The sequence below is a fragment of the Halobaculum sp. XH14 genome, from assembly GCF_032116555.1.
Taxonomy (GTDB): Archaea; Halobacteriota; Halobacteria; order Halobacteriales; family Haloferacaceae; genus Halorarum; species Halorarum halobium.
On the sequence record NZ_CP134949.1, the window covers coordinates 1,024,917 to 1,042,667 of the forward strand.

Annotated in this window: 19 protein-coding genes; 10 read left to right on the forward strand and 9 right to left on the reverse strand. The window is 70.9% G+C overall.

Annotation, left to right across the window (positions count from 1 at the left end; translation table 11 throughout):
• Positions 1 to 115: 115 nt before the first annotated feature.
• The 4 genes from RJT50_RS05205 to RJT50_RS05220 form a co-directional block, all read right to left on the reverse strand.
• Positions 116 to 1,462, reverse strand: a complete 1,347-nt coding sequence (locus RJT50_RS05205) for an isochorismate synthase (RefSeq protein WP_313694720.1) — start codon at positions 1,460 to 1,462, stop codon at positions 116 to 118.
• Positions 1,463 to 1,575: 113 nt separating this feature from the next.
• Complete coding sequence (locus RJT50_RS05210) at positions 1,576 to 1,923, reverse strand: type II toxin-antitoxin system PemK/MazF family toxin (RefSeq protein ID WP_313694722.1); 348 nt, start codon at positions 1,921 to 1,923, stop codon at positions 1,576 to 1,578.
• Positions 1,920 to 2,285, reverse strand: a complete 366-nt coding sequence (locus RJT50_RS05215; protein ID WP_313694724.1) for a MarR family transcriptional regulator — start codon at positions 2,283 to 2,285, stop codon at positions 1,920 to 1,922. The genes RJT50_RS05210 and RJT50_RS05215 overlap by 4 nt, the downstream gene beginning before the upstream one ends.
• A 134-nt stretch (positions 2,286 to 2,419) precedes the next feature.
• Positions 2,420 to 3,013: a sulfite oxidase-like oxidoreductase gene (locus RJT50_RS05220; protein ID WP_313694726.1), complete on the reverse strand. Its 594-nt coding sequence runs from the start codon at positions 3,011 to 3,013 to the stop codon at positions 2,420 to 2,422.
• 200 nt (positions 3,014 to 3,213) lie between these two features.
• On the opposite strand from RJT50_RS05220, the gene RJT50_RS05225 reads away from it, so the two are divergent.
• The 3 genes from RJT50_RS05225 to RJT50_RS05235 all read left to right on the forward strand — a co-directional run bounded on the left by RJT50_RS05225 (position 3,214) and on the right by RJT50_RS05235 (position 4,139).
• Complete coding sequence (locus RJT50_RS05225; RefSeq protein WP_313694728.1) at positions 3,214 to 3,429, forward strand: ribbon-helix-helix domain-containing protein; 216 nt, start codon at positions 3,214 to 3,216, stop codon at positions 3,427 to 3,429.
• A gap of 78 nt (positions 3,430 to 3,507) precedes the next feature.
• Positions 3,508 to 3,786, forward strand: coding sequence for a UPF0058 family protein (locus RJT50_RS05230; RefSeq protein ID WP_313694730.1), 279 nt, complete (start codon positions 3,508 to 3,510; stop codon positions 3,784 to 3,786).
• Between the two features lie 2 nt (positions 3,787 to 3,788).
• Complete coding sequence (locus RJT50_RS05235) at positions 3,789 to 4,139, forward strand: DUF4112 domain-containing protein (RefSeq protein ID WP_313694732.1); 351 nt, start codon at positions 3,789 to 3,791, stop codon at positions 4,137 to 4,139.
• Positions 4,140 to 4,187: 48 nt separating this feature from the next.
• On the opposite strand, the gene RJT50_RS05240 is transcribed toward RJT50_RS05235, so the two are convergent.
• Positions 4,188 to 4,367 (reverse strand): hypothetical protein, encoded by a 180-nt coding sequence (locus tag RJT50_RS05240; RefSeq protein ID WP_313694734.1) that lies wholly within the window; start codon positions 4,365 to 4,367, stop codon positions 4,188 to 4,190.
• 102 nt (positions 4,368 to 4,469) lie between these two features.
• On the opposite strand from RJT50_RS05240, the gene menD reads away from it, so the two are divergent.
• On the forward strand, positions 4,470 to 6,239 hold the full coding sequence (gene menD / locus RJT50_RS05245) for a 2-succinyl-5-enolpyruvyl-6-hydroxy-3-cyclohexene-1-carboxylic-acid synthase (protein WP_313694736.1): 1,770 nt from the start codon (positions 4,470 to 4,472) through the stop codon (positions 6,237 to 6,239).
• 31 nt (positions 6,240 to 6,270) lie between these two features.
• Here the strand turns inward: menD and RJT50_RS05250 are convergent, their stop codons facing one another.
• Complete coding sequence (locus tag RJT50_RS05250; protein WP_313694738.1) at positions 6,271 to 6,933, reverse strand: hypothetical protein; 663 nt, start codon at positions 6,931 to 6,933, stop codon at positions 6,271 to 6,273.
• A 155-nt stretch (positions 6,934 to 7,088) separates the two neighbouring features.
• Entirely contained in the window at positions 7,089 to 8,417 is a 1,329-nt protein-coding gene (locus RJT50_RS05255) for an outer membrane protein assembly factor BamB family protein (protein ID WP_313694741.1), read from the reverse strand.
• Positions 8,418 to 8,552: 135 nt separating this feature from the next.
• On the opposite strand from RJT50_RS05255, the gene RJT50_RS05260 reads away from it, so the two are divergent.
• Positions 8,553 to 9,479 (forward strand): 1,4-dihydroxy-2-naphthoyl-CoA synthase, encoded by a 927-nt coding sequence (locus tag RJT50_RS05260; RefSeq protein ID WP_313694743.1) that lies wholly within the window; start codon positions 8,553 to 8,555, stop codon positions 9,477 to 9,479.
• A gap of 283 nt (positions 9,480 to 9,762) precedes the next feature.
• On the opposite strand, the gene RJT50_RS05265 is transcribed toward RJT50_RS05260, so the two are convergent.
• A complete protein-coding gene (locus RJT50_RS05265; RefSeq protein WP_313694746.1) occupies positions 9,763 to 11,043 on the reverse strand; it encodes an MFS transporter in 1,281 nt (426 codons plus the stop codon).
• Positions 11,044 to 11,173: 130 nt separating this feature from the next.
• Between RJT50_RS05265 and RJT50_RS05270 the strand changes: the two genes are divergently transcribed.
• Both RJT50_RS05270 and RJT50_RS05275 read left to right on the forward strand, forming a co-directional pair.
• A complete protein-coding gene (locus tag RJT50_RS05270) occupies positions 11,174 to 12,115 on the forward strand; it encodes a 1,4-dihydroxy-2-naphthoate polyprenyltransferase (protein ID WP_313694748.1) in 942 nt (313 codons plus the stop codon).
• Between the two features lies 1 nt (position 12,116).
• Entirely contained in the window at positions 12,117 to 13,223 is a 1,107-nt protein-coding gene (locus tag RJT50_RS05275; protein WP_313694750.1) for a mandelate racemase/muconate lactonizing enzyme family protein, read from the forward strand.
• A 53-nt stretch (positions 13,224 to 13,276) separates the two neighbouring features.
• Here the strand turns inward: RJT50_RS05275 and RJT50_RS05280 are convergent, their stop codons facing one another.
• Positions 13,277 to 13,741, reverse strand: coding sequence for a halocyanin domain-containing protein (locus RJT50_RS05280; protein WP_313694752.1), 465 nt, complete (start codon positions 13,739 to 13,741; stop codon positions 13,277 to 13,279).
• 194 nt (positions 13,742 to 13,935) lie between these two features.
• Here RJT50_RS05280 and RJT50_RS05285 point away from each other — a divergent pair, with 194 nt between their 5' ends.
• From RJT50_RS05285 to RJT50_RS05295, 3 genes are all read left to right on the forward strand, one after another.
• Positions 13,936 to 15,492, forward strand: coding sequence for a long-chain-fatty-acid--CoA ligase (locus tag RJT50_RS05285; RefSeq protein ID WP_313694754.1), 1,557 nt, complete (start codon positions 13,936 to 13,938; stop codon positions 15,490 to 15,492).
• Positions 15,489 to 16,391, forward strand: a complete 903-nt coding sequence (locus RJT50_RS05290) for an enoyl-CoA hydratase/isomerase family protein (protein WP_313694757.1) — start codon at positions 15,489 to 15,491, stop codon at positions 16,389 to 16,391. The genes RJT50_RS05285 and RJT50_RS05290 overlap by 4 nt, the downstream gene beginning before the upstream one ends.
• A 220-nt stretch (positions 16,392 to 16,611) precedes the next feature.
• Entirely contained in the window at positions 16,612 to 17,745 is a 1,134-nt protein-coding gene (locus RJT50_RS05295) for a hypothetical protein (protein ID WP_313694758.1), read from the forward strand.
• Positions 17,746 to 17,751 lie beyond the last annotated feature (6 nt).

Consider the following 17,751-nt stretch of genomic DNA (forward strand, 5'->3'; position numbering starts at 1 on the left):
CGAGGCTGCAATCACCGCCAGCAGTAGTGGTCTGCCCGGTTGAAGAGCCGGCAGAGATAGCGATGGTGAACCAATAAGCTCACGAAAACACCCAACAACCGACTCACTCCCACCCTCACCGTTCCAGTTCGTCCATGATCGGCCGCACCTTCGGCTGCAACTCGTCCCACTCGGCCTCGGGGTCGCTGTCGGCGACGATGCCGTTGCCGGCGAACAGCGTCGCCCCGGTCCCGCCCGCGACGCCCGACCGGATGCCGACCGCGAATTCGCCGTCGCCGTCGCCGTCGAACCAGCCGACCGGCGAGGCGTACCAGCCGCGATCGAACGACTCGGTCTCGCGGATGGTCGCCAGCGCCTCCGAGAGCGGCAGCCCGCCCATCGCGGGGGTCGGGTGGAGCGCCTCGACGAGGGTGAGGACGTGCTCGTCCTCGTCGAGGGTCGCCTCGATGGGCGTGTGGAGGTGCTGGATGTTGGTGAGTTTCCTGACGCCGCGCTCGCCCTCCCGGACCGTGCCGAACGCGTCGAGTTGCTCGGCGACCGTGTCGGCGACCAGTTCCTGCTCGTGCCTGATCTTCTCGCTTTCGAGCAGCGAGCGTGCGTGCTCGGCGTCCGCCTCCGGCGTCTCCCCGCGCGGCATCGATCCGGCGAGCGCCTCCGTCCGGACCGCACGGCCGTCGAGTTCGACGAGCCGTTCCGGCGGCGGGCCGAAGAACGCGTCGCCGTCGGTCGGCTGGACGAGGAAGCGGTAGCACTCGGGGTACGTCCGCCGGAGCCGTTCGAGCACGCTCGGGATGTCGATCTCGTCGGAGAGTTCCACGTCCAGCGCCGTGGCGAGCACGACCTTCAACAGCCCGCCGCCGCGGATGCGCTCGATCACGTCCTCGACCTGCTCGGTCCACTCGGCCTTCGGCGTGCGCCAGGCGGTGTCCGCGACGCCCGGTTTCCGACCGCTCGGGCGCATCATCGGCAGCGATTCGAGCGCCGCCTCGGCCTCGTCCAGCGCCGCCGAAACCGAGGTGGGCGTCGCGTCGGCGTCGTATCGAGTGACGGTCAGCCACGTCCCGGCGTCGGTTCGGGTGAGCTGGACCGCCGGGAGGACGAACGAGGCGGCGGGGAAGCCGCGCCAGGTGTCGGCCGGCTCGTGGTCCGCGTCGAACGAGAGTCCGCCGAGCATCCGCGGCCGAGTTTCGGGCGGGCCCTCGTGGTCCGCGTCCGCGAAGACGGTCGCGGCGTGGGTGCGGAGCGTGGCGAACCTGTCCTCACCCGACGCGGCGACGCGAACGGCCGCGCCGCCGCCGACGAGTTCCAGCCCGCCCGGCGAGGCCCAGTGGACCCGCGGCGTCTCCCGGGCCGCGAGGAACGCGCGAAAGGAGACGTCCGCGACCTCGCGACTCCGGCTGACGAGCCCGGCGTCGGGAGCGGGGCGGGCCGACGCCGGCGCCTCGCGCTCGGGAGGGTTCATCGACGGGGATTCGACGGGCTGACTTTTGACCTCTCTGGTTGGTGGCCGCCGAGTCCCGATCGTCACCCGCGTGTCGCCGGTCGGATCACGGACGGTACGCTATCTCGGCACGCTCATCGGCTATCGGCGCCGACGTACGCCCCGATCTCGCTCGCGATTCGGTCGACCGTCGTGTCCCGGAGTTGTCCGACGCCGGCGTCGAAGTTCGCTCCCTTCAGCGACATCACGTACCACGGTGAAACGTAGCTATCGCGGAGCGTTCCGCCCCGTGTCCAATCGGTGTCCGCGAGTGGCAGCGCCTGGGGTCGGGAAACGGTCGTGAGTGCGACGACGATGTACTCTTCCCCGTGATACGGGTGGTATTCGTCACTGAGAATCACGAACGGCCGACCGGCGTCGGGGTCGTCCTTGTAGGGTGCGGGATGCCAGACGACGTCGCCCCGCTCGAATCCGGCGGTCATTCACGCTCGTCACGTGGATCGACCGCGTGCTCGCTCCATTCGTCCCAGCTTTCGGTTCCGTAGCGTTCGTCGACGGATTTGAGACTGTCGAGCATGCCGACGTACGTCCCGACGCGGTCGTCCTCACCGATCGCCCAGTACGGTTCGCTGTGTCGAACGAGGTCGCGCTCCTTCAGCCGCTGGAGCGTCGGCCCGACGCTTCCCTTCGGAACGTCGGTCGCCTCCCGGATTTCCTTCGGAGTAAATCCCTGTTCGGGGTGATCCGCGAGGAACGCGAGGATGCGATGACCGTTCGAGCCGTCGCGCAGCGCCGGATCGAACTCGTGATTCCGGTCGTCGTACTCGTCGAACCGAACGGGCATACGTATCCATCAGTACTGCCAGGTATTAGATGTATCGAGAGGTATTCCCCCTTGTCCGTCGCCACTCCATCACCGACTGGGCGTGAAGCAATCGGTGGGAACCGAACTGACGGCTCGTCGTTCCCCCGCTCCGCCTAGCTGTACCGCTCCTCGGCCCACGGGTTCGCCGTGACCGAGTAGCCGCGCTTCTCCCAGTAGCCGCGCTCGGGTTCGGTGAGGAACTCGACGCCGGTCACCCACTTGGCCCCCTTGTAGGCGTACTTGTGCGGGGTGACGACCCGGAGCGGCCCGCCGTGGTCCGCCGGCAGCGGTTCCCCGTCGTACTCGTGGACGAACATGACCTCCTCGCGGCTGCAGTCCGAGAGCGCGAGGTCCGTCGTGTAGCCGTCGAGCGCGTGGAACATCACGTGTACGGCGTCGTCCTCGACGCCGGCCAGGTCGGCCAGGTGGGGGAACGTGACGCCGGTGAACTCGCAGTCGAACTTCGACCAGCCCGTGACACAGTGGAAGTCCTGTCGCTGGGTGACCGAGTCGAGCTCGGCAAACTCCTCGTGGGAGAACGAGAGCGGCTCCTCGACGGCCCCCCACACCTCGAACTTCCACGTCTCGGGGTTCCAGTCGGGCGTGCCCGACTTCGAGAGCACCGGGAACCGCTCGGTCTTCCGCTGGCCCGGCGGGAGCCGCTCCCCGTCGAACTCCTCGTGAAGGCCGGTGACGTCCGTCGTCATCGTCGGAGATGTCCGCTCGTCCTACCTGAGGCTGTCGGATCGGGACGGTGGGCTGCCGGCACCGGAACGGTGGGCTGCCGGATCCGGGAACGTTCGCTGTCGAATCCGGAACGTCGATCGGCGCAACGCCAAGGACGATTGGCCGCGAGAAAAGGGACCCCCGTAGGTTTTAAATGCGGCGTCGGTTTAGCATCGCGTAGATGCCCAAAGTCGAAATCACCATCCCGGAGCATTTGGAGATGCAGATCGCCCAGATGGTCGAACAGGGGGAGTTCGTCAATCGGGAGGAGGCGATCGAGGAGCTCATCTCGACCGGGATGAAGGCATACAAGACGAGCGGTCCCCAGGACGAGGACGCCGAGCCCGGGTTCGAGGACGACGGGATGATGGGCCACGAGGACGAGTACGTCTTCTGACCCCGCGAACCGTGCGCTGAACGCTGTGGTACCGTCTGCCGGACAATCCTTAAATCGGTTTGCCGCATAGGCGCGCCCATGCACAAGGACGAGCTCCTCGAACTCCACGAGCAGATGGTGACGATCATGGAGCACTTCAGCGAACGCGAGGACGTCGACGAGTCGGTGTTCGAGCCGTACCACCAGCTCAGCGTCGACCCCTCCCACGTCCACAAGTCCAAGAGCGAACACACCCACGCCGTGTTCGTGCTCGGCAACGCGCTCGCCTCCTCGCTCTCGGAGGACGAGTTCTCGAACGCCGGCCGCGTCGGCAAGCGGATGGAGGAGCTCGCCGACGACGCCGAGTCCAAGCTGTAACGGTGTCGACCCGGTCGGCGGCCCGTCGACGCGTCGCCCGCGCCCGCCGGTTCGCGGAACTGCTGGACTCGTCCGTTCGCGTTCCCGGCCTCGGCGTCAGGGTCGGTCTCGACCCGCTGCTGGGACTCCTCCCCGTCGCGGGCGACGCCGTCGCTGCCTGTTGCTCGCTGCTCATCGTCGCCGAGGCCTACCGGCTCGGCGCCGACCGCCGGACGCTCGCGCGGATGCTGGCCCACGTCGCCATCGACGCCTCCGTCGGGAGCGTCCCCGTCGTCGGCGACCTGTTCGACGCGGCCTGGAAGGCGAACGAGCGGAACGCCGACCTGCTGGCGGACGCCGCGCTCGAGGACTGAGCCGCTGACACACGCCGTTCCTCTCCCGACGTGCGATTCCGATCGAGGTCACGCGCCGCGCAGCACCGTCCATCCCACCGCGACGACGACGAATCCGACGCCGAGCACGAACGGGACCGTTCCCGTCGGGCCGCCGAACTCCCAGCCGAACGCCACGGAGCCGACGACGGCCATCGCCGCGGCGACGACGCCGACGAACTGGAGGGGCCGTGAACCGGACCGCTTCATGGGCGAACGCGGGGCCGACGCGACAAAAACGCTGGCGTCGCCCCGCCGGTTCGCGCGGTCGGTTTCGCCGCCCTATTTCACCCTGCCCCCCAATTCGTCCCCATGACCGCAGGAGCGCCAAACCGGAACGCGCTGTGGGCTCGCGCGCTCGTGGACGAACTGCACGAGGCCGGGGTCCGCGCCGTCTGTCTCTGTCCCGGCTCCCGCTCGACGCCGCTGACCGTCGCGTTCAGCGAGCATTCCGAGATACGGGCGTTCTCGCACCTCGACGAGCGCTCGGCCGGCTTCTTCGCGCTGGGCCGCGGGCGCCGAACCGGCGAGGTGACGCCCGTCGTCTCCACCTCCGGCACCGCGGCGGCGAACTTCCACCCCGCGGTCGTCGAGGCCCACCAGTCACGGGTGCCGCTGCTGGTCCTGACGGCCGACCGACCGCCCGAACTCCGCGACTCGGGCGCGAACCAGACCATCGATCAGGAGAAGCTGTACGGCGACGCCGTCCGCTGGTACGGCGACGTCGCGGAGCCGGAGGCGACGCCGCGAAAGCTCCGCTCGCTCCGGACCACGGCCGCCCGCGCCGTGGCGAAGGCGGAGGGGACCCCCGCCGGACCGGTCCACCTGAACCTCCCGTTCGACAAGCCGCTCGAACCCGTTCCCGTCGAGGGCGACGTGCCCGAGGACCTCCCCGAACTCGCCGCACGCGGCCGGGACGGCGCGTTCGTCTCCACGACCGAAGGCCACCCGGTCCCCGACGAGACGGAGGTCAGATCCGTCGCCAGCGCGCTGGAGGCCGGACGCGGCCTCCTCGTCGCCGGCCCCGCCGACGCGCCGGGCCCGGATCCGGAGGCGATCACGGCGCTCGCACACGCGACCGGCTTCCCGGTGCTGGCCGACCCGCTTTCCGGGCTCCGGTTCGGCTCCGCGACGCGGGTCGCGCCCGTGCTGGGGGGCTACGACGGTTTCCTCGCCGGCGACGGCACGGCCGACTGGCCGGACCCGGAGGTCGTCCTGCGCTTCGGCGCCTCGCCCACCTCCAAGCCGCTTCGAACCTACCTGGCCGACACGGACGCGAGACAGCTCGTCGTCGACCCCGCCGCGGGCTGGCGGGAGGCGGAGTTCACCGCCACGGACCTCGTCGTCGCCGACCCCTCCCGGCTCGCCGCGACGGTCGCGCGACACGTCTCCGGGCCGTCCTCGGCCGACTGGCGGGACCGCTGGGAGGCCGCCGAAGCGGCACACTGGGGGGCGGTCGAGGAGGCGGCGGCCGACGAGTTCTTCGAGGGGCGAGTGCTCGCGGACGTCGCCGAACTCGCGCCCGAGCCGGCGACCGTGTTCGTCTCGAACTCGATGCCGGTCCGGGACGCCGACCGCTTCGCGCGGCCCCGTGCGAAGGGGCTGACGATGCTCGGCAACCGGGGCGCGTCGGGCATCGACGGCGTCGTCTCGACGGCGCTCGGGGCCGGATCAGCGACGACCGACGACCTGACGCTCGTGGTCGGCGACCTGGCGTACTACCACGACATGAACGGCCTGCTCGCGCTGGCCCGCTGTGACGTCGACGCCACGGTCGTCTGTGTCAACAACGACGGCGGCGGCATCTTCCACATGCTCCCCATCGAGGGGTACGAGCCGCCGTTCACGGAGCAGTTCAGGACGCCCCACGGCCTCGACTTCTCCCACACCGAGGGGCTGTACGACCTCGCGTTCGAGCGCGTCGAGGGCGAGGACCGGAAGGGGTTCCGCGACGCCTACGCCGACGCCGTCTCCAGCGAGGGGACCCAAGTGATCGAGGTGACGAGCGACGCCGAGGCGAGCCATCGGGTTCGCGAGCGGCTGGCCGACGAGGTCACGGAGCGGGTCGCCGGGCTCGAGTAGGCGGTGCCGACGCGGTCCGTCGCGAGCGGCGTCACTGACCCCCGACCGGAACGGCGCCCCGTCCCGCGACGCGGACCGTCTTCCCAAACAGGCCGGGCCGGGAGGCCTGGACCGTGAACGAGCAGTGCAACCGGTCGGGGAGGCCGTTGGCTCCGGGATCGAACACGGCCGGAACCTCGATCGTCCCCCGCGTTTCGACGTCCCGGAGTTCGACGGTCGTTCGACGAACGAGGCCCTGAACGTCGTAGTACGCGGAAAACTCCTCCCACTGACCCGGCGGCTCGACGCGCACGTGGTGGTTGATGCGGCCGTCGTACGTTTCCGGCGGCCGGACGCGGAACCGGAACCAGTCCGGGTGATACCCCTCGTACGGCTCGGCCGAGGCGATCCCCCCGATGGTCGAGTTGAACGTGAGATTCACCGCCGTCGGGCGGCCGTCACGCCGAACGATCCGGTCGACCTCGACCGACGCGTACCCGATCCCCTCCGTTTCCCCCTCCCGCGGCGGGTACTGCCAGAGGACGCGCGGGTCCTCGTCCCGTTCGACCGACGTCTCGACGTCGAGACGCGTCGGACCCGTGCCGGGCAGCCGGCCGTTACAGCCCGCGAGGCCGCCGGCGACCGCCGTCCCGATTCCGGCGAGAAGACGTCTTCGAGCGGTGCGGTCGTCGCTACGCGGGAACCTGGAGGGCATCGACGGTGGGACGCTCCCGATGCATCGACAAATACCCTGGGATACCACCGACGTGGCGTCGTTCGGATCGCCGCTCGGACCGCTTCGACGAACATGAGCCCCATCGAACCGTGGATTCCGGCTCGTCACTCCGTGGAACTCGAATCTCCCGACCGCTAGAACGGCACCATCGCCAACTCCCCGTCGACGGTCGCCAGAATCGCCCCGTCGTCGCCCGCGGCGGGCGTCGGCGGGTACTCCCCCGGAAGGCTCGCGCGCCACAGTTCCGAGCCGTCGCCCGCGGAGTGTGCGAACACCGTCCGCGCCTGCCCGTCGGCCGAGACGACCGCGTCGCCGCCGCGGGCGCGTGGGATCGCCAGGTCGGTCGCGTCGGCGGTCCACAGCCCCGCCCCGGTCTCGCGGCTCAGTTTGACGACGCTCGAATCCGCGTTCGTGTAGAGCGCGTCCGGATCGAACGGAACGCCCGTCAGCAGGCCGCCGCCGTCGAACGACCATCGCCGGGGCCCGGTCGGGCCGTAGCGTGCGACGGTTTCGCCGCCGACGTAGAGATCGCCGCGGTAGCGGAGCGAGGAGACGACCGTCCCGCTCAGCGACCAGTCCATCGCGCCGGTTTCGGCGAACAGCGCGTGCATCGTCGGCTCGTCGCCCTCGTAGCGATCGACCCCCACGAAGGCGCGGCCGCCGCCGACCGCGGTCGCGCTGATTCGGTCGTCCCCGTCCGGGGCGAACTGGAAGCGCCGCTCCCCGGTCGCCACGTCGAAGCAGTCGACGCCGCCGTACAGTTCGACGGCGACGAAGTCGTCGCCGACGCTCCCACCCATCGCGTCCGCCGTCTCCGCGCGCCAGCGCTCCCGCCCGTCGGCGAGGTTCACCGCGATGGCGGCGTGCCCGCCCGAGTCGACGGGGCCGATGGCGTCGTCGCTCGTGCCGAGCACGACCGCCTCGTCGCCGAAGCCGACGACCGTGTGGAACCCGCCGGTGCCGGACTCGTACGTCCAGCGCTCCTCGCCCGCGGGCGTCAGCGCGTGGAGGACGTGGTCGTGCGCGCCGGTGCCGACGCTGATGCCGACGAGCGCGTACAGGACGCCGTCGTGGCGGACGAGTTCGGCGGCCGGCCGGCCGTAGTCACCTTCGGGCGAGACGGGGGACTCGAACGTCCACGCAGTCTCGCCGGTGGCGGCGTCGACGCCGTACACGGTTGTGCCGACGACGACGGCGACGTGTCCGTCCGCGTACACCGGGTCGGTCACGAGCCCGTCGCCGAGCGACGCCGTCCACGTCGGCGACGCGCCCTCGACGTCTATCCGCGAGTCTCCGGGCGTCTCGCTCGGGGTGCCGTCGGTCGGGCCGCCGCCGTCGGGCGTCGAGCCGTCCGGGGTGTCCGACTGGGTCGCGGTCGGCGTTCGGCCGCCGCGGTCGGTACAGCCGGCGAGGCCGAGGAGGCCGGCACCGGCGAGTCGGAGGGTGGTTCTGCGGGAAACCATGCCCGAACCGTTACGAGACGGCGGTATGGGTCTTGTGGGGTTCGACCGGCGGCGGGGCGGAGGTGCAGCCTCGCGGGTGGCCACGGGGGAGGCGAGGCGGACACCTATTTGTGCGCGCCGACCGCGCTCTCGGGTATGTCCGACTCAGTCTCGGAGACCTTCGACCCCGACCGCTGGGACCCGGTCGAGGGCAGCGACGAGTTCGACGACGTCACCTACCACCGCGCGGTCGACTCGCCGACCGTCCGCATCGCGTTCGACCGGCCGGAGGTCAGAAACTCGTTCCGCCCCGGAACGGTCGACGAACTGTACGCCGCGCTCGATCACGCCCGCAAGCAGGCCGACGTCGGCTGCGTCCTCCTCACGGGAAACGGCCCGTCGGAGAACGACGGCGGCTGGGCGTTCTGTGCCGGCGGCGACCAGTCGGTCCGTGGCGAGTCGGGCTACGAGTACCGCGAGGGCGACGAGGCGGACGATTCGGACGACCCGCTCGTCAGGGAGGCCAAGGCCGGCCGCCTGCACGTCCTCGAGGTCCAGCGGCTGATCAGGTTCATGCCCAAGCCGGTCGTCGCGGTCGTGCCGGGCTGGGCGGTCGGCGGCGGCCACTCGCTGCACGTCGTCTGTGACCTCACGCTCGCCAGCGAGGAGCACGCGAAGTTCCTCCAGACCGACCCCGACGTGGCCTCCTTCGACGGCGGCTTCGGCTCGGCGTACCTCGCCAAGCAGGTCGGCCAGAAGAAGGCCCGCGAGGTGTTCTTCCGCGGGAAGACGTACTCGGCCGAGGAGGCGGTCGACATGGGGATGGCGAACGAGGCGATTCCCCACGAGGACCTCGAATCCGTCGCGCTGGAGTGGGCGGACGAGATGACGAGCAAGTCGCCGACGGCGATGCGGATGCTGAAGTTCGCGTTCAACATGACCGACGACGGCCTCGTGGGCCAGCAGGTGTTCGCGGGCGAGGCGACGCGGCTCGCGTACATGACGCCCGAGGCGCAGGAGGGCCGGGACGCGTTCCTCGAGGGGCGCGAGCAGGACTTCTCGGGGTATCCCTGGCACTACTAAGGAACCTTTTCCTACGAACCTCTTTTTCGGGGGGCATGTCCTCGCGCGTCGGCGAAGCCGACGCGCTGCGGCCAGACCCCCGAAAAACCCGTTCATGCCAAAAACGCCGCTCGCTCGGTCGGCGTGGCTTCGCCACGCCTCTCTCCCTCACGGTGGGTGACCTCGTGCGCCCGCCTCCGCACAGCACCGCAACCGCATCCGCTCCGCCTCCGCACCGCAACCACCACCGCATCGCCACAGCACCGCAACCACCACCGCATCGCCACAGCACCGCATGTCGCCGTTACGCGGCCGTGGCCTCCGCGGTATCGGGATCGAACCTGCTCACTAGGACGCCGACCATGGCGACACAGAGGACCGCGACCGCGCCGATGGCGAGGAACGTCGTCCGGAGCCCCTGCCACTCGATGAGCGCGCCGAACACGGGCGCGGCGAGGGTGTTGCCGATCATGATGCCGACCGTGATGACCGCGAAGTTCCGCCCCACGTTGCCCCGCGCCGAGAGCGCGTCCGCGAGTTTGTCCCGCGCGGGCATCGCCAGGCTCCCGGCGCTCCCGGCGAGGACCGCGAAGACCGCCGCGGCCAGCGGCGGGATCACCATCGACCCGAGCGCGAACACGAACGCCGTGACCAGGAGGTAGCTCCCGACGAGGATGGGAGCCGGCCTGAACCGGTCGGTGAGGTCGCCGCCCAGCAGCACGAACCCGGCGCCGACGACGAACGACGCCGAGAGCGCGAGGTTCGCCGTCCCCGACCCCAGCCCGTAGCCGTCGGTCAGCAGCACGACGACGTACGTCGTCACGCCCCACATCACCGTCGAGGCGACGAGCGCGAACGCCCCGAGGCCGACGATGCCTGGCGAGGCGAGCATCGAGTCGACCCCCCTGCGGACCCGTTCGACGGGTGAGCGCACGGTCGCGTCGCCCGCTGCGTCGCCGGCGTCCCGGTGCGGTCGTCGGACCGACGCCGGGACGAACAGGCGGATGGCGAGGACACAGAGCAGCCCCAGCACGAGGCCGCCGCCGCCGATGAGCGCGAACGCGTCGCGCCAGGTCAATCCCGGGAGCGCGATCACCGCGGTGATGAGCACCGGCGGTGCCGCGAACCCGAGGTTGCCCGCGAAGCCGTGGATGCTGAACGCCCGGGCGCGGCTCGATTCCGGCGTCGCGTCCGCCAGCAGCGGGAAGTGCGAGGGGTGGTGGCCGGCGACGCCGAGGCCGATGAGCGCCTGGCCCGCGACGACCCACTCGAACGTCGGGGCGCCGGCGATGACGAGGACGCCGAGCGAGCCGAGGCCGAGACAGAGTCCCAGCGCGAGCGTCCGGTCCCGCGTGTCCGCGAGGTGGCCGTACGGGAGCTGGAAGGCGGTGTTGACGAACGCCTGCACGCCGAGCGCGAGGCCGAGTTGCGCCAGGGTCACGTCGAAGTCGGCTGCGAGGACGCCGAGGATGGGCGGGAACAGCACGAGGTACATGTGGTTCACGACGTGCGAGCCGCTGACGAGGCCGACGACGAGCGCCGTCTCGCGGGGCACCCTCCCGACGGCGCGACTGAACGGGGACACTGGTTGCTCGAACGTCGGCGAGCGCGGGCGAGAAACTACCGGTGGCGGCGACGGCTGCACCCGCTGGCGAGCGCCCCCGGGCCCGGACAGAACCCGAACTTTCACCGTCCCGGCACGCCGACCACAGGCAATGAACACATCGACCCGGGACGTCTCCGCGCGGCGGGCGTGGCTCATGGCCGCGCGCCCGCAGACGTTGCCCATCGCGCTCTCGCCGGTCCTCGTCGGCACCGGCCTCGCGCTCGACGCCGGCGTGTTCGCGCCGCTCCCGGCGGCCGTCGCGCTGGTCGGCGCGCTGTTGATCCAGATCGGGACGAACTTCGCCAACGACTACTACGACGCCGTCCAGGGCGCCGACACCGAGGAGCGCGAGGGGTTCACCCGCGCGACCGCCGGCGGCCTCATCGACCCGGCCGCGGTCAAGCGCGCGATGTGGCTCACGTTCGCGGCCGCGATCCTCGTCGGCACGTACCTCGTCTCCGTCGGCGGCCTGCCCATCGTCGTCGTGGGCCTGCTGTCGGTCGCCGCGGGCGTCGCCTACACCGGGGGCCCGTACCCGCTCGGCTACCACGGCCTCGGCGACCTCTTCGTCTTCGTCTTCTTCGGCCTCGTCGCGGTCACGGGCACCTACTACGTCCAGGCCGCCGCCGAACTCGGCGTCGACGTCCTCACGCTCGTCCCCCGGCCCGAACTCGTCCCGCTCGCAGCCGTCGTCGCCTCGCTCCCCGTCGCCGCCCTGGCCACCGACGTCCTCGTCGTGAACAACGTCCGCGACAGGGAGGAGGACGAGACGACGGGCAAGCGTACGCTCGCGGTCCGGTTCGGCTACGGCCCCTCGCGCGTCCAGTTCCTGCTCCTGCTCGGGATGGCGTACACTATCCCGGTCGTCTTCGCGGTCACGACCGGGAGCCTCGCCACGCTGCTCCCCCTCCTGACCCTGCCGTACGCCGCGCTCCTCACGCGAACGATGCTCACGGAGACGTCGGGGGAGGCGCTGAACCCGGCGCTCGAACGGAACGGCAAACTGCTCGCCGCGTTCTCCGCGCTGTTCGGGCTCGGGCTGGCGATCTGAGATGCCGGCGTTCGACGCACGGCTCCGCGAATTCTCGCTCCCGCTGCGGTCGCCGCTGGGCACCGCGACCGGCGAGCTAGCCACGCGAGACGTCACGATCCTCACGCTAGCGGCCGAGACGGCGGACGGCGACCCCGTTCGCGGCGTCGGCGAGGCCGCTCCGCTCCCGCCCTGGACCGAGGACGGCGAGACGTGTCGGGCCGCGCTCTCGGACGTCCAGGAAACGCTCCGAGGGGGCGGGGACGTCCCGCTCGAGGCCCACCCGCTCGACGACCGCCTGATCGAGGACCTCCCGCCGGCCGCCCGCCACGCGGTCACGCTCGCCACCGCCGACGCCGAGGCACGAGTCGAGGGCGTTCCGCTGGCGTCGGAACTGGCGGAACGGGCCGCGATCGACGCCGACCCGGCCGAAACGGTTCCCGCCAACGCCACCGTCGGCGACGGGTCGGTCGCGGAGACGGTCTCGGCGGCGACGTCGGCCGTCGAGGCCGGCTTCGACTGTCTCAAGTGCAAGGTCGGCGCCCGTGACCTCGACGCCGACCTCGACCGCCTGCGGGCCGTCCGGGCGGCCGTCGGCGACGACGCGTCGCTCAGGGCGGACGCCAACGGCGCATGGTCCCTGGCGGCGGCCGAACGCGCGATGGACGCGCTCGCCGACCTGGGTTTCGAGTACGTCGAACAGCCGGTCCCGGCGGACGCGCACGAGGACCTGGCCGCCCTCCGGGGACGGGGGGTCGACCTCGCGCTGGACGAGTCGGTGAACGCGGCCGGGGAGTGGCCCCGACCGATCCCCGAGTACGCGGACGTGGCCGTCCTGAAGCCGATGGCCCAGGGCGGGCCGGGGGCGACGGCGGCGCTCGCCCGGCACCTCGACTCGCAGGGCGTTGCTCCGGTCGTCACCACGACCATCGACGCCGCCGTCGCCCGGACCGCCGCGGTCCACGTCGCCGCCGCGGTGCCGGGCGGCGGCGAGCGCACCCACGGGCTCGCCACCGCCGACCTGCTCGCCGAGGACGTCGCGCACGACCCGGTTCCGGTGGAGGACGGTCGGATTCGGGTCCCCGCTGGGCCGGGGCTCGCGGGCGACGCCTTCGACGAACTGCGCTGATCGACGACTCCTGGCGCGTCGGCGCTATCGGTCCGCCGTGCGGATCACTACCCCTAGACGACCTCGATGACGCCCTTCATCCCGACGTTCCGGTGTGGCGAACAGAAGTACTTCGAGACGCCGGCCTCGACGAACTCGCGTTCCCACGTCGCGTCGCCCGCCCGGTAGTACGGGCTCTCGTAGTCGTCGTTTTCGGCCACGACGTTGTGCTGGCTGCCCCTGCCCGTCCACTCCCAGACGACGGTCGTGTCGGTCGAGACGCGGACTGCGGCGGGGGAGAACGCGAACCCGTCGCCCGCACCGACCTCGACGGCGACCTCGGACTGGCCGGTGCGGTCGGCCGCCTCGCCCTCGAAGCCGCCGGTGTTCGCGAGCCAGCCGCCGTACGGTCCCTCGTCGCCCTCGGCTCCGGAACTGCTCGAACAGCCGGCGAGCGCGGCGCTCCCGGCCACGCCCGTCGCTCCCAGCGCCCGGAGGAAACTGCGCCGTGTCGTCGGTTCCGCTTCGGGGGTACCCATCGGGCTCGCGTAGGAGGGGAGGGGGTTTCACTCCGCCGGATCGGAGCCGAGCGTCATGACGTCGGATCCGGGGTCACGCCGGGCGGACTGGGCGGTCGCAACCGGTCGGCGGCGCGGTCGCAATCGGCCGACGGTACGTCCGATTCGCGTGCGGGAAAGACTTTAGCGGAAACCCCCCGTTGCGATAATCTGTCATGGTCAATCTTGTCAATAACGTCGCCGCGGCCGCCGAGGAGCACGGCGACGGGACGGCGGTCAGCTTCCGAGGACAGGACGTTCCCTACCGGGAACTGTGGGGCCAGATCGGCGCGTTCGCGTCCGGGCTGGCCGAGGCCGGCGTCGAACCCGGCAACCGGGTCGGGCTCTACCTCCCGAACCTGCCCCAGTTCGTGATCGGCTTCCACGGGACGCTCCGGGCGGGCGGGGTCGTCGTGCCGATGAACCCGCAGTACAAGGCCCGCGAGATCGAACACCTGCTCTCGGACTCGGAGGCAGACGTCGTCGTCGCGCTCGCGGACCTCGCGCCGTTCGTCGAGGAGGTCCGCGAGGAGACCGGCGTCGAGCACCTCGTCACGGTCGGCGGGGAGACCGAGGGCGGGGTCACGTTCGACGAGTTCTGCGGGTCGCCCGCGTTCGAGACGGTCGGGCGGGCGGACGACGACGTCGCCTGCCAGCCGTACACCTCGGGGACGACCGGCCAGCCGAAGGGCGTCCTGCTCACCCACGAGAACCTGCGGTCGAACGCCGAGATGTCACAGACGCTCCCGGCGGGCGGGCTCCGGCCGGACGACAAGCTGCTCGGGGTGCTCCCGCTGTTCCACATCTACGGCATGACCGTCGTGATGAACGCGACGCTGTTCGCCGGCGGCGCGTACTACCCGCTCCCCTCGTGGGACGCCCAGGAGTCGCTGGACCTCATCGAGTCCGCCGAGCTGACGATGATGCACGGCGTGCCGGCGATGTACAACGACGTCATCAACCAGCCGGACGTCGAGGACCGGCACCTCTCCTCGCTCCGGATGTGCGGCGTCGGCGGCGCGGGCATCCCGATCGAGGTGCTCCGACGCTTCGAGGAGCTGTTCGACGTGAAGGTGTACGAGGGGTACGGGCTCACCGAGACGAGCCCGGTCACACACTTCAACAGCCCCGACGAGGGGCGCCGGGTCGGCTCCATCGGCCGGACGCTGCCCGGCGTCGACTCCCGGATCGTCACGCCCGAGTTCGAGGACGTCCCCCCCGTCGCGGAGGGGCCCGTGGACGAGGACGAGGTCGACCTGGACGAGATCACGGGCGAGGTCGTCGTCGCCGGCCCGAACGTCATGAAGGGGTACCACGACCGGCCGGAGGCGAACGAGGCGGTGTTCACCCACGCCGACGGGAAGCGCTGGTTCCACACCGGCGACGTCGGCTACCACGACGAGGACGGCTTCTTCTACGTCGTCGACCGGGAGAAGCACATGATCAACACCGCGGGCTACAACGTCTACCCGCGCGAGGTCGAGGAGCTGCTGTTCGAACACGAGGCGGTCGCCGACGTCGCCGTCGTGGGGATTCCGGACGACCGGCGCGGCGAGACGGTGAAGGCGTTCGTCGTCACGACGCCCGACGCGGACGTCACCGCCGACGAGCTCCGGCAGTTCTGTCTCGACAACCTCGCCGAGTACAAGCACCCGCGTGAGGTGGAGTTCGTCGAGGAACTCCCGCGGACCACGACCGGGAAGGTCCAGAAGTTCGAGCTCCGGGGCGAATGAGCGACGAGAGCGACCCCGCCGACCCGGTTCGGACCGACGGCGGCGACGGCGCGGGCGACCCGGGCGACGCCACGGGCACCGGTGCGAGCGATGCGGGTGCGACCGGCACCGACGCCGTCCGCCTCGAAACCGACGACGAGACGGGCATCGCGCGCGTCGTCCTCGCGGACCCCGACCGCCGAAACGCGCTCTCGGTCGAGGTGACCCACGGGATCATGGCCGCGCTCGAGGAGCTGGAGGGCGGCGACGCCCGCTGTGTCGTCATCGAGGGCGAAGGGCCGGCGTTCTCGGCCGGCGGCGACGTCGCTGCGATGCTGGAGCGCCACGAGGGCGATGAGCCGCTGGACGACGCGGTCCGACACATCGTTCAGGACACGGGCCGCTGCATCGAGCGCGTCCACGACTGCGAGTTCCCGACGGTCGCGAAGGTGGACGGCCCGGCGTTCGGCGCGGGCGGCAACCTCGCCATCGCGTGCGACGTGCAGGTGATGCACGAGGGCGCGAGGATCGGGTTCGGGTTCAGGAACGTCGGTCTCGCGGTCGACTCCGGAACGTCGTACCTGCTGCCGAAGCTCGTGGGCGCGAACGTCGCGAAGGAACTCGTGTTCACGGGCGAACTGCTCGACGCCGAGCGCGCGGCGGAACTCGGCGTCGTCAACCACGTCCACCCGGACGGCGAGTTCGAGGAGCGCGCGGAGGCGCTCGTCGCGGAGCTCGCCTCGGGCCCCACGGTCGCGCTGCGGACCTCGAAGCGCCTCCTGAACGCGGAGTTCGCGTCGCTGGCCGAGGCGGTCGAGCACGAGGCCGGCGCACAGTCCGCGGTGTTCGCCTCGCGCGATCACGCCGAGGGCATCGAGGCGTTCCGCGAGAAGCGCGACCCCGAGTTCGAGGGGACGTAGGTAGCCGTTCGGACCGGGCGTCGACGCCCCGTCTGGACCGAGCCGAGCGCGCTCTCGCCGCTCGGACGGTTTCGGCACGACCCTTCGAGGGTTTCAGGCGTCCCAGCCACTGAAGCCTGTATTTACCGGGATGTGCGGTAAATTAGCATCAACCGCCTGGAAGGACCATTACCATTAAATAAACACGTCCCCGACTTCGCGTATACTTTCCCCGGAGACCATGTCAGAGGACGAAGCGTCGGCCGACCCCGAGCTAGACATCGACACGTTCGAGGAGTGGCTGACACGCGTCGCGGACTCGCGTGACTCCTCCGAGGGCGCGGTGCTGGATCGGATGATGTCCTCCTACTGGGTCCTGGACGAGCTCGAGGAGCTCCTCGAAAGCCGCGCGACGGGCGCCGACCTCGACGTGGGTTCGGCTCCGGACCGTTCCTCGGCCGAGGAGGTGGCGTCCTCCGGCGACCCCGCGGACGTTCCCCTCGACGAGCTTCGGGAGACGGTCGAATCGGTCCTGTCCGAGGCCGACCTGCCGACGGCCGACCCGTCATCGTCGCCCGAGGGCGGCGAGCGGGACGCGGACGTGACCCGCCGGATGGACACGCTCGGGCGCGAACTCGCGTCGCTCACGTGGGAGGTCGACCGCCTGGCGGACCGGCAGGACGAGCAGGCCGAGTCGCTGGCCGCCACGAGAGAGCGACTCTCGGAGGCGGCCGCGAGGATGGAAGAGGAGCAGGAAGCATCCGTCGCCGCGGTCGAGTCGGCCGTTCGATCGCTCACCGAGCGCGTCGAGGCCGTCGAGGACGAACAGCGGGAGGTCCGTGGAAACCTCACCGAGGACCTCACGCACGTCGAGGAGGTGCTCCGTTACCTGGTCGAGCGGACGAACGAGTTCGACGACCGGCTGGAGCGCCTGGATCGGAAGCTCGAACGCGAACTCGACGTAATCCGGGAAGGCCAGACCGGCCAGCAGGAACTCGCCGACCTCATGCGGAGCGCGGCCGAACACGGGATCGACGGGGCGACGTGTGCGGACTGTGACGGCCGCGTCGAACTCGGCCTGCTCGTCGAACCGCGGTGTCCCCACTGCTCGTCGCCGATCGTCGACGTGACGCCGAAGACGGGCTGGTTCGGCTCCGCGACGCTGGAGACGGCCGCCGGCCCGGCCGGACCGGACCGATCCGGGCACTCGACCCGGCGAGTGCGGGGACGACGGGACGACGACGGTGAACTGACCCCGCCCGACGTCGACCTCGACGGAACGGACTCGACGCGGGAGGACGCTCCCGACGGAGGGAACGGCACCGGTAATTCGGACGCGAGTGACCCGTCGCCGTCCGAAACGACCGATGAGTGAGACGTC

Excerpts from the sequence above, each read along its gene's own strand:
- RJT50_RS05290 (WP_313694757.1), top strand. The coding sequence starts at position 15,489 with ATGAGCGACGAGAGCGACCCCGCCGACCCGGTTCGGACCGACGGCGGC.
- RJT50_RS05255 (WP_313694741.1), bottom strand. The coding sequence starts at position 8,417 with ATGGTTTCCCGCAGAACCACCCTCCGACTCGCCGGTGCCGGCCTCCTC.
- RJT50_RS05215 (WP_313694724.1), bottom strand. The coding sequence starts at position 2,285 with ATGCCCGTTCGGTTCGACGAGTACGACGACCGGAATCACGAGTTCGAT.
- RJT50_RS05295 (WP_313694758.1), top strand. The coding sequence starts at position 16,612 with ATGTCAGAGGACGAAGCGTCGGCCGACCCCGAGCTAGACATCGACACG.
- RJT50_RS05240 (WP_313694734.1), bottom strand. The coding sequence starts at position 4,367 with ATGAAGCGGTCCGGTTCACGGCCCCTCCAGTTCGTCGGCGTCGTCGCC.
- RJT50_RS05275 (WP_313694750.1), top strand. The coding sequence starts at position 12,117 with ATGCCGGCGTTCGACGCACGGCTCCGCGAATTCTCGCTCCCGCTGCGG.
- RJT50_RS05230 (WP_313694730.1), top strand. The coding sequence starts at position 3,508 with ATGCACAAGGACGAGCTCCTCGAACTCCACGAGCAGATGGTGACGATC.
- RJT50_RS05270 (WP_313694748.1), top strand. The coding sequence starts at position 11,174 with ATGAACACATCGACCCGGGACGTCTCCGCGCGGCGGGCGTGGCTCATG.
- RJT50_RS05285 (WP_313694754.1), top strand. The coding sequence starts at position 13,936 with ATGGTCAATCTTGTCAATAACGTCGCCGCGGCCGCCGAGGAGCACGGC.
- RJT50_RS05280 (WP_313694752.1), bottom strand. The coding sequence starts at position 13,741 with ATGGGTACCCCCGAAGCGGAACCGACGACACGGCGCAGTTTCCTCCGG.
- menD (WP_313694736.1), top strand. The coding sequence starts at position 4,470 with ATGACCGCAGGAGCGCCAAACCGGAACGCGCTGTGGGCTCGCGCGCTC.
- RJT50_RS05220 (WP_313694726.1), bottom strand. The coding sequence starts at position 3,013 with ATGACGACGGACGTCACCGGCCTTCACGAGGAGTTCGACGGGGAGCGG.
- RJT50_RS05205 (WP_313694720.1), bottom strand. The coding sequence starts at position 1,462 with ATGAACCCTCCCGAGCGCGAGGCGCCGGCGTCGGCCCGCCCCGCTCCC.
- RJT50_RS05250 (WP_313694738.1), bottom strand. The coding sequence starts at position 6,933 with ATGCCCTCCAGGTTCCCGCGTAGCGACGACCGCACCGCTCGAAGACGT.
- RJT50_RS05210 (WP_313694722.1), bottom strand. The coding sequence starts at position 1,923 with ATGACCGCCGGATTCGAGCGGGGCGACGTCGTCTGGCATCCCGCACCC.
- RJT50_RS05225 (WP_313694728.1), top strand. The coding sequence starts at position 3,214 with ATGCCCAAAGTCGAAATCACCATCCCGGAGCATTTGGAGATGCAGATC.
- RJT50_RS05260 (WP_313694743.1), top strand. The coding sequence starts at position 8,553 with ATGTCCGACTCAGTCTCGGAGACCTTCGACCCCGACCGCTGGGACCCG.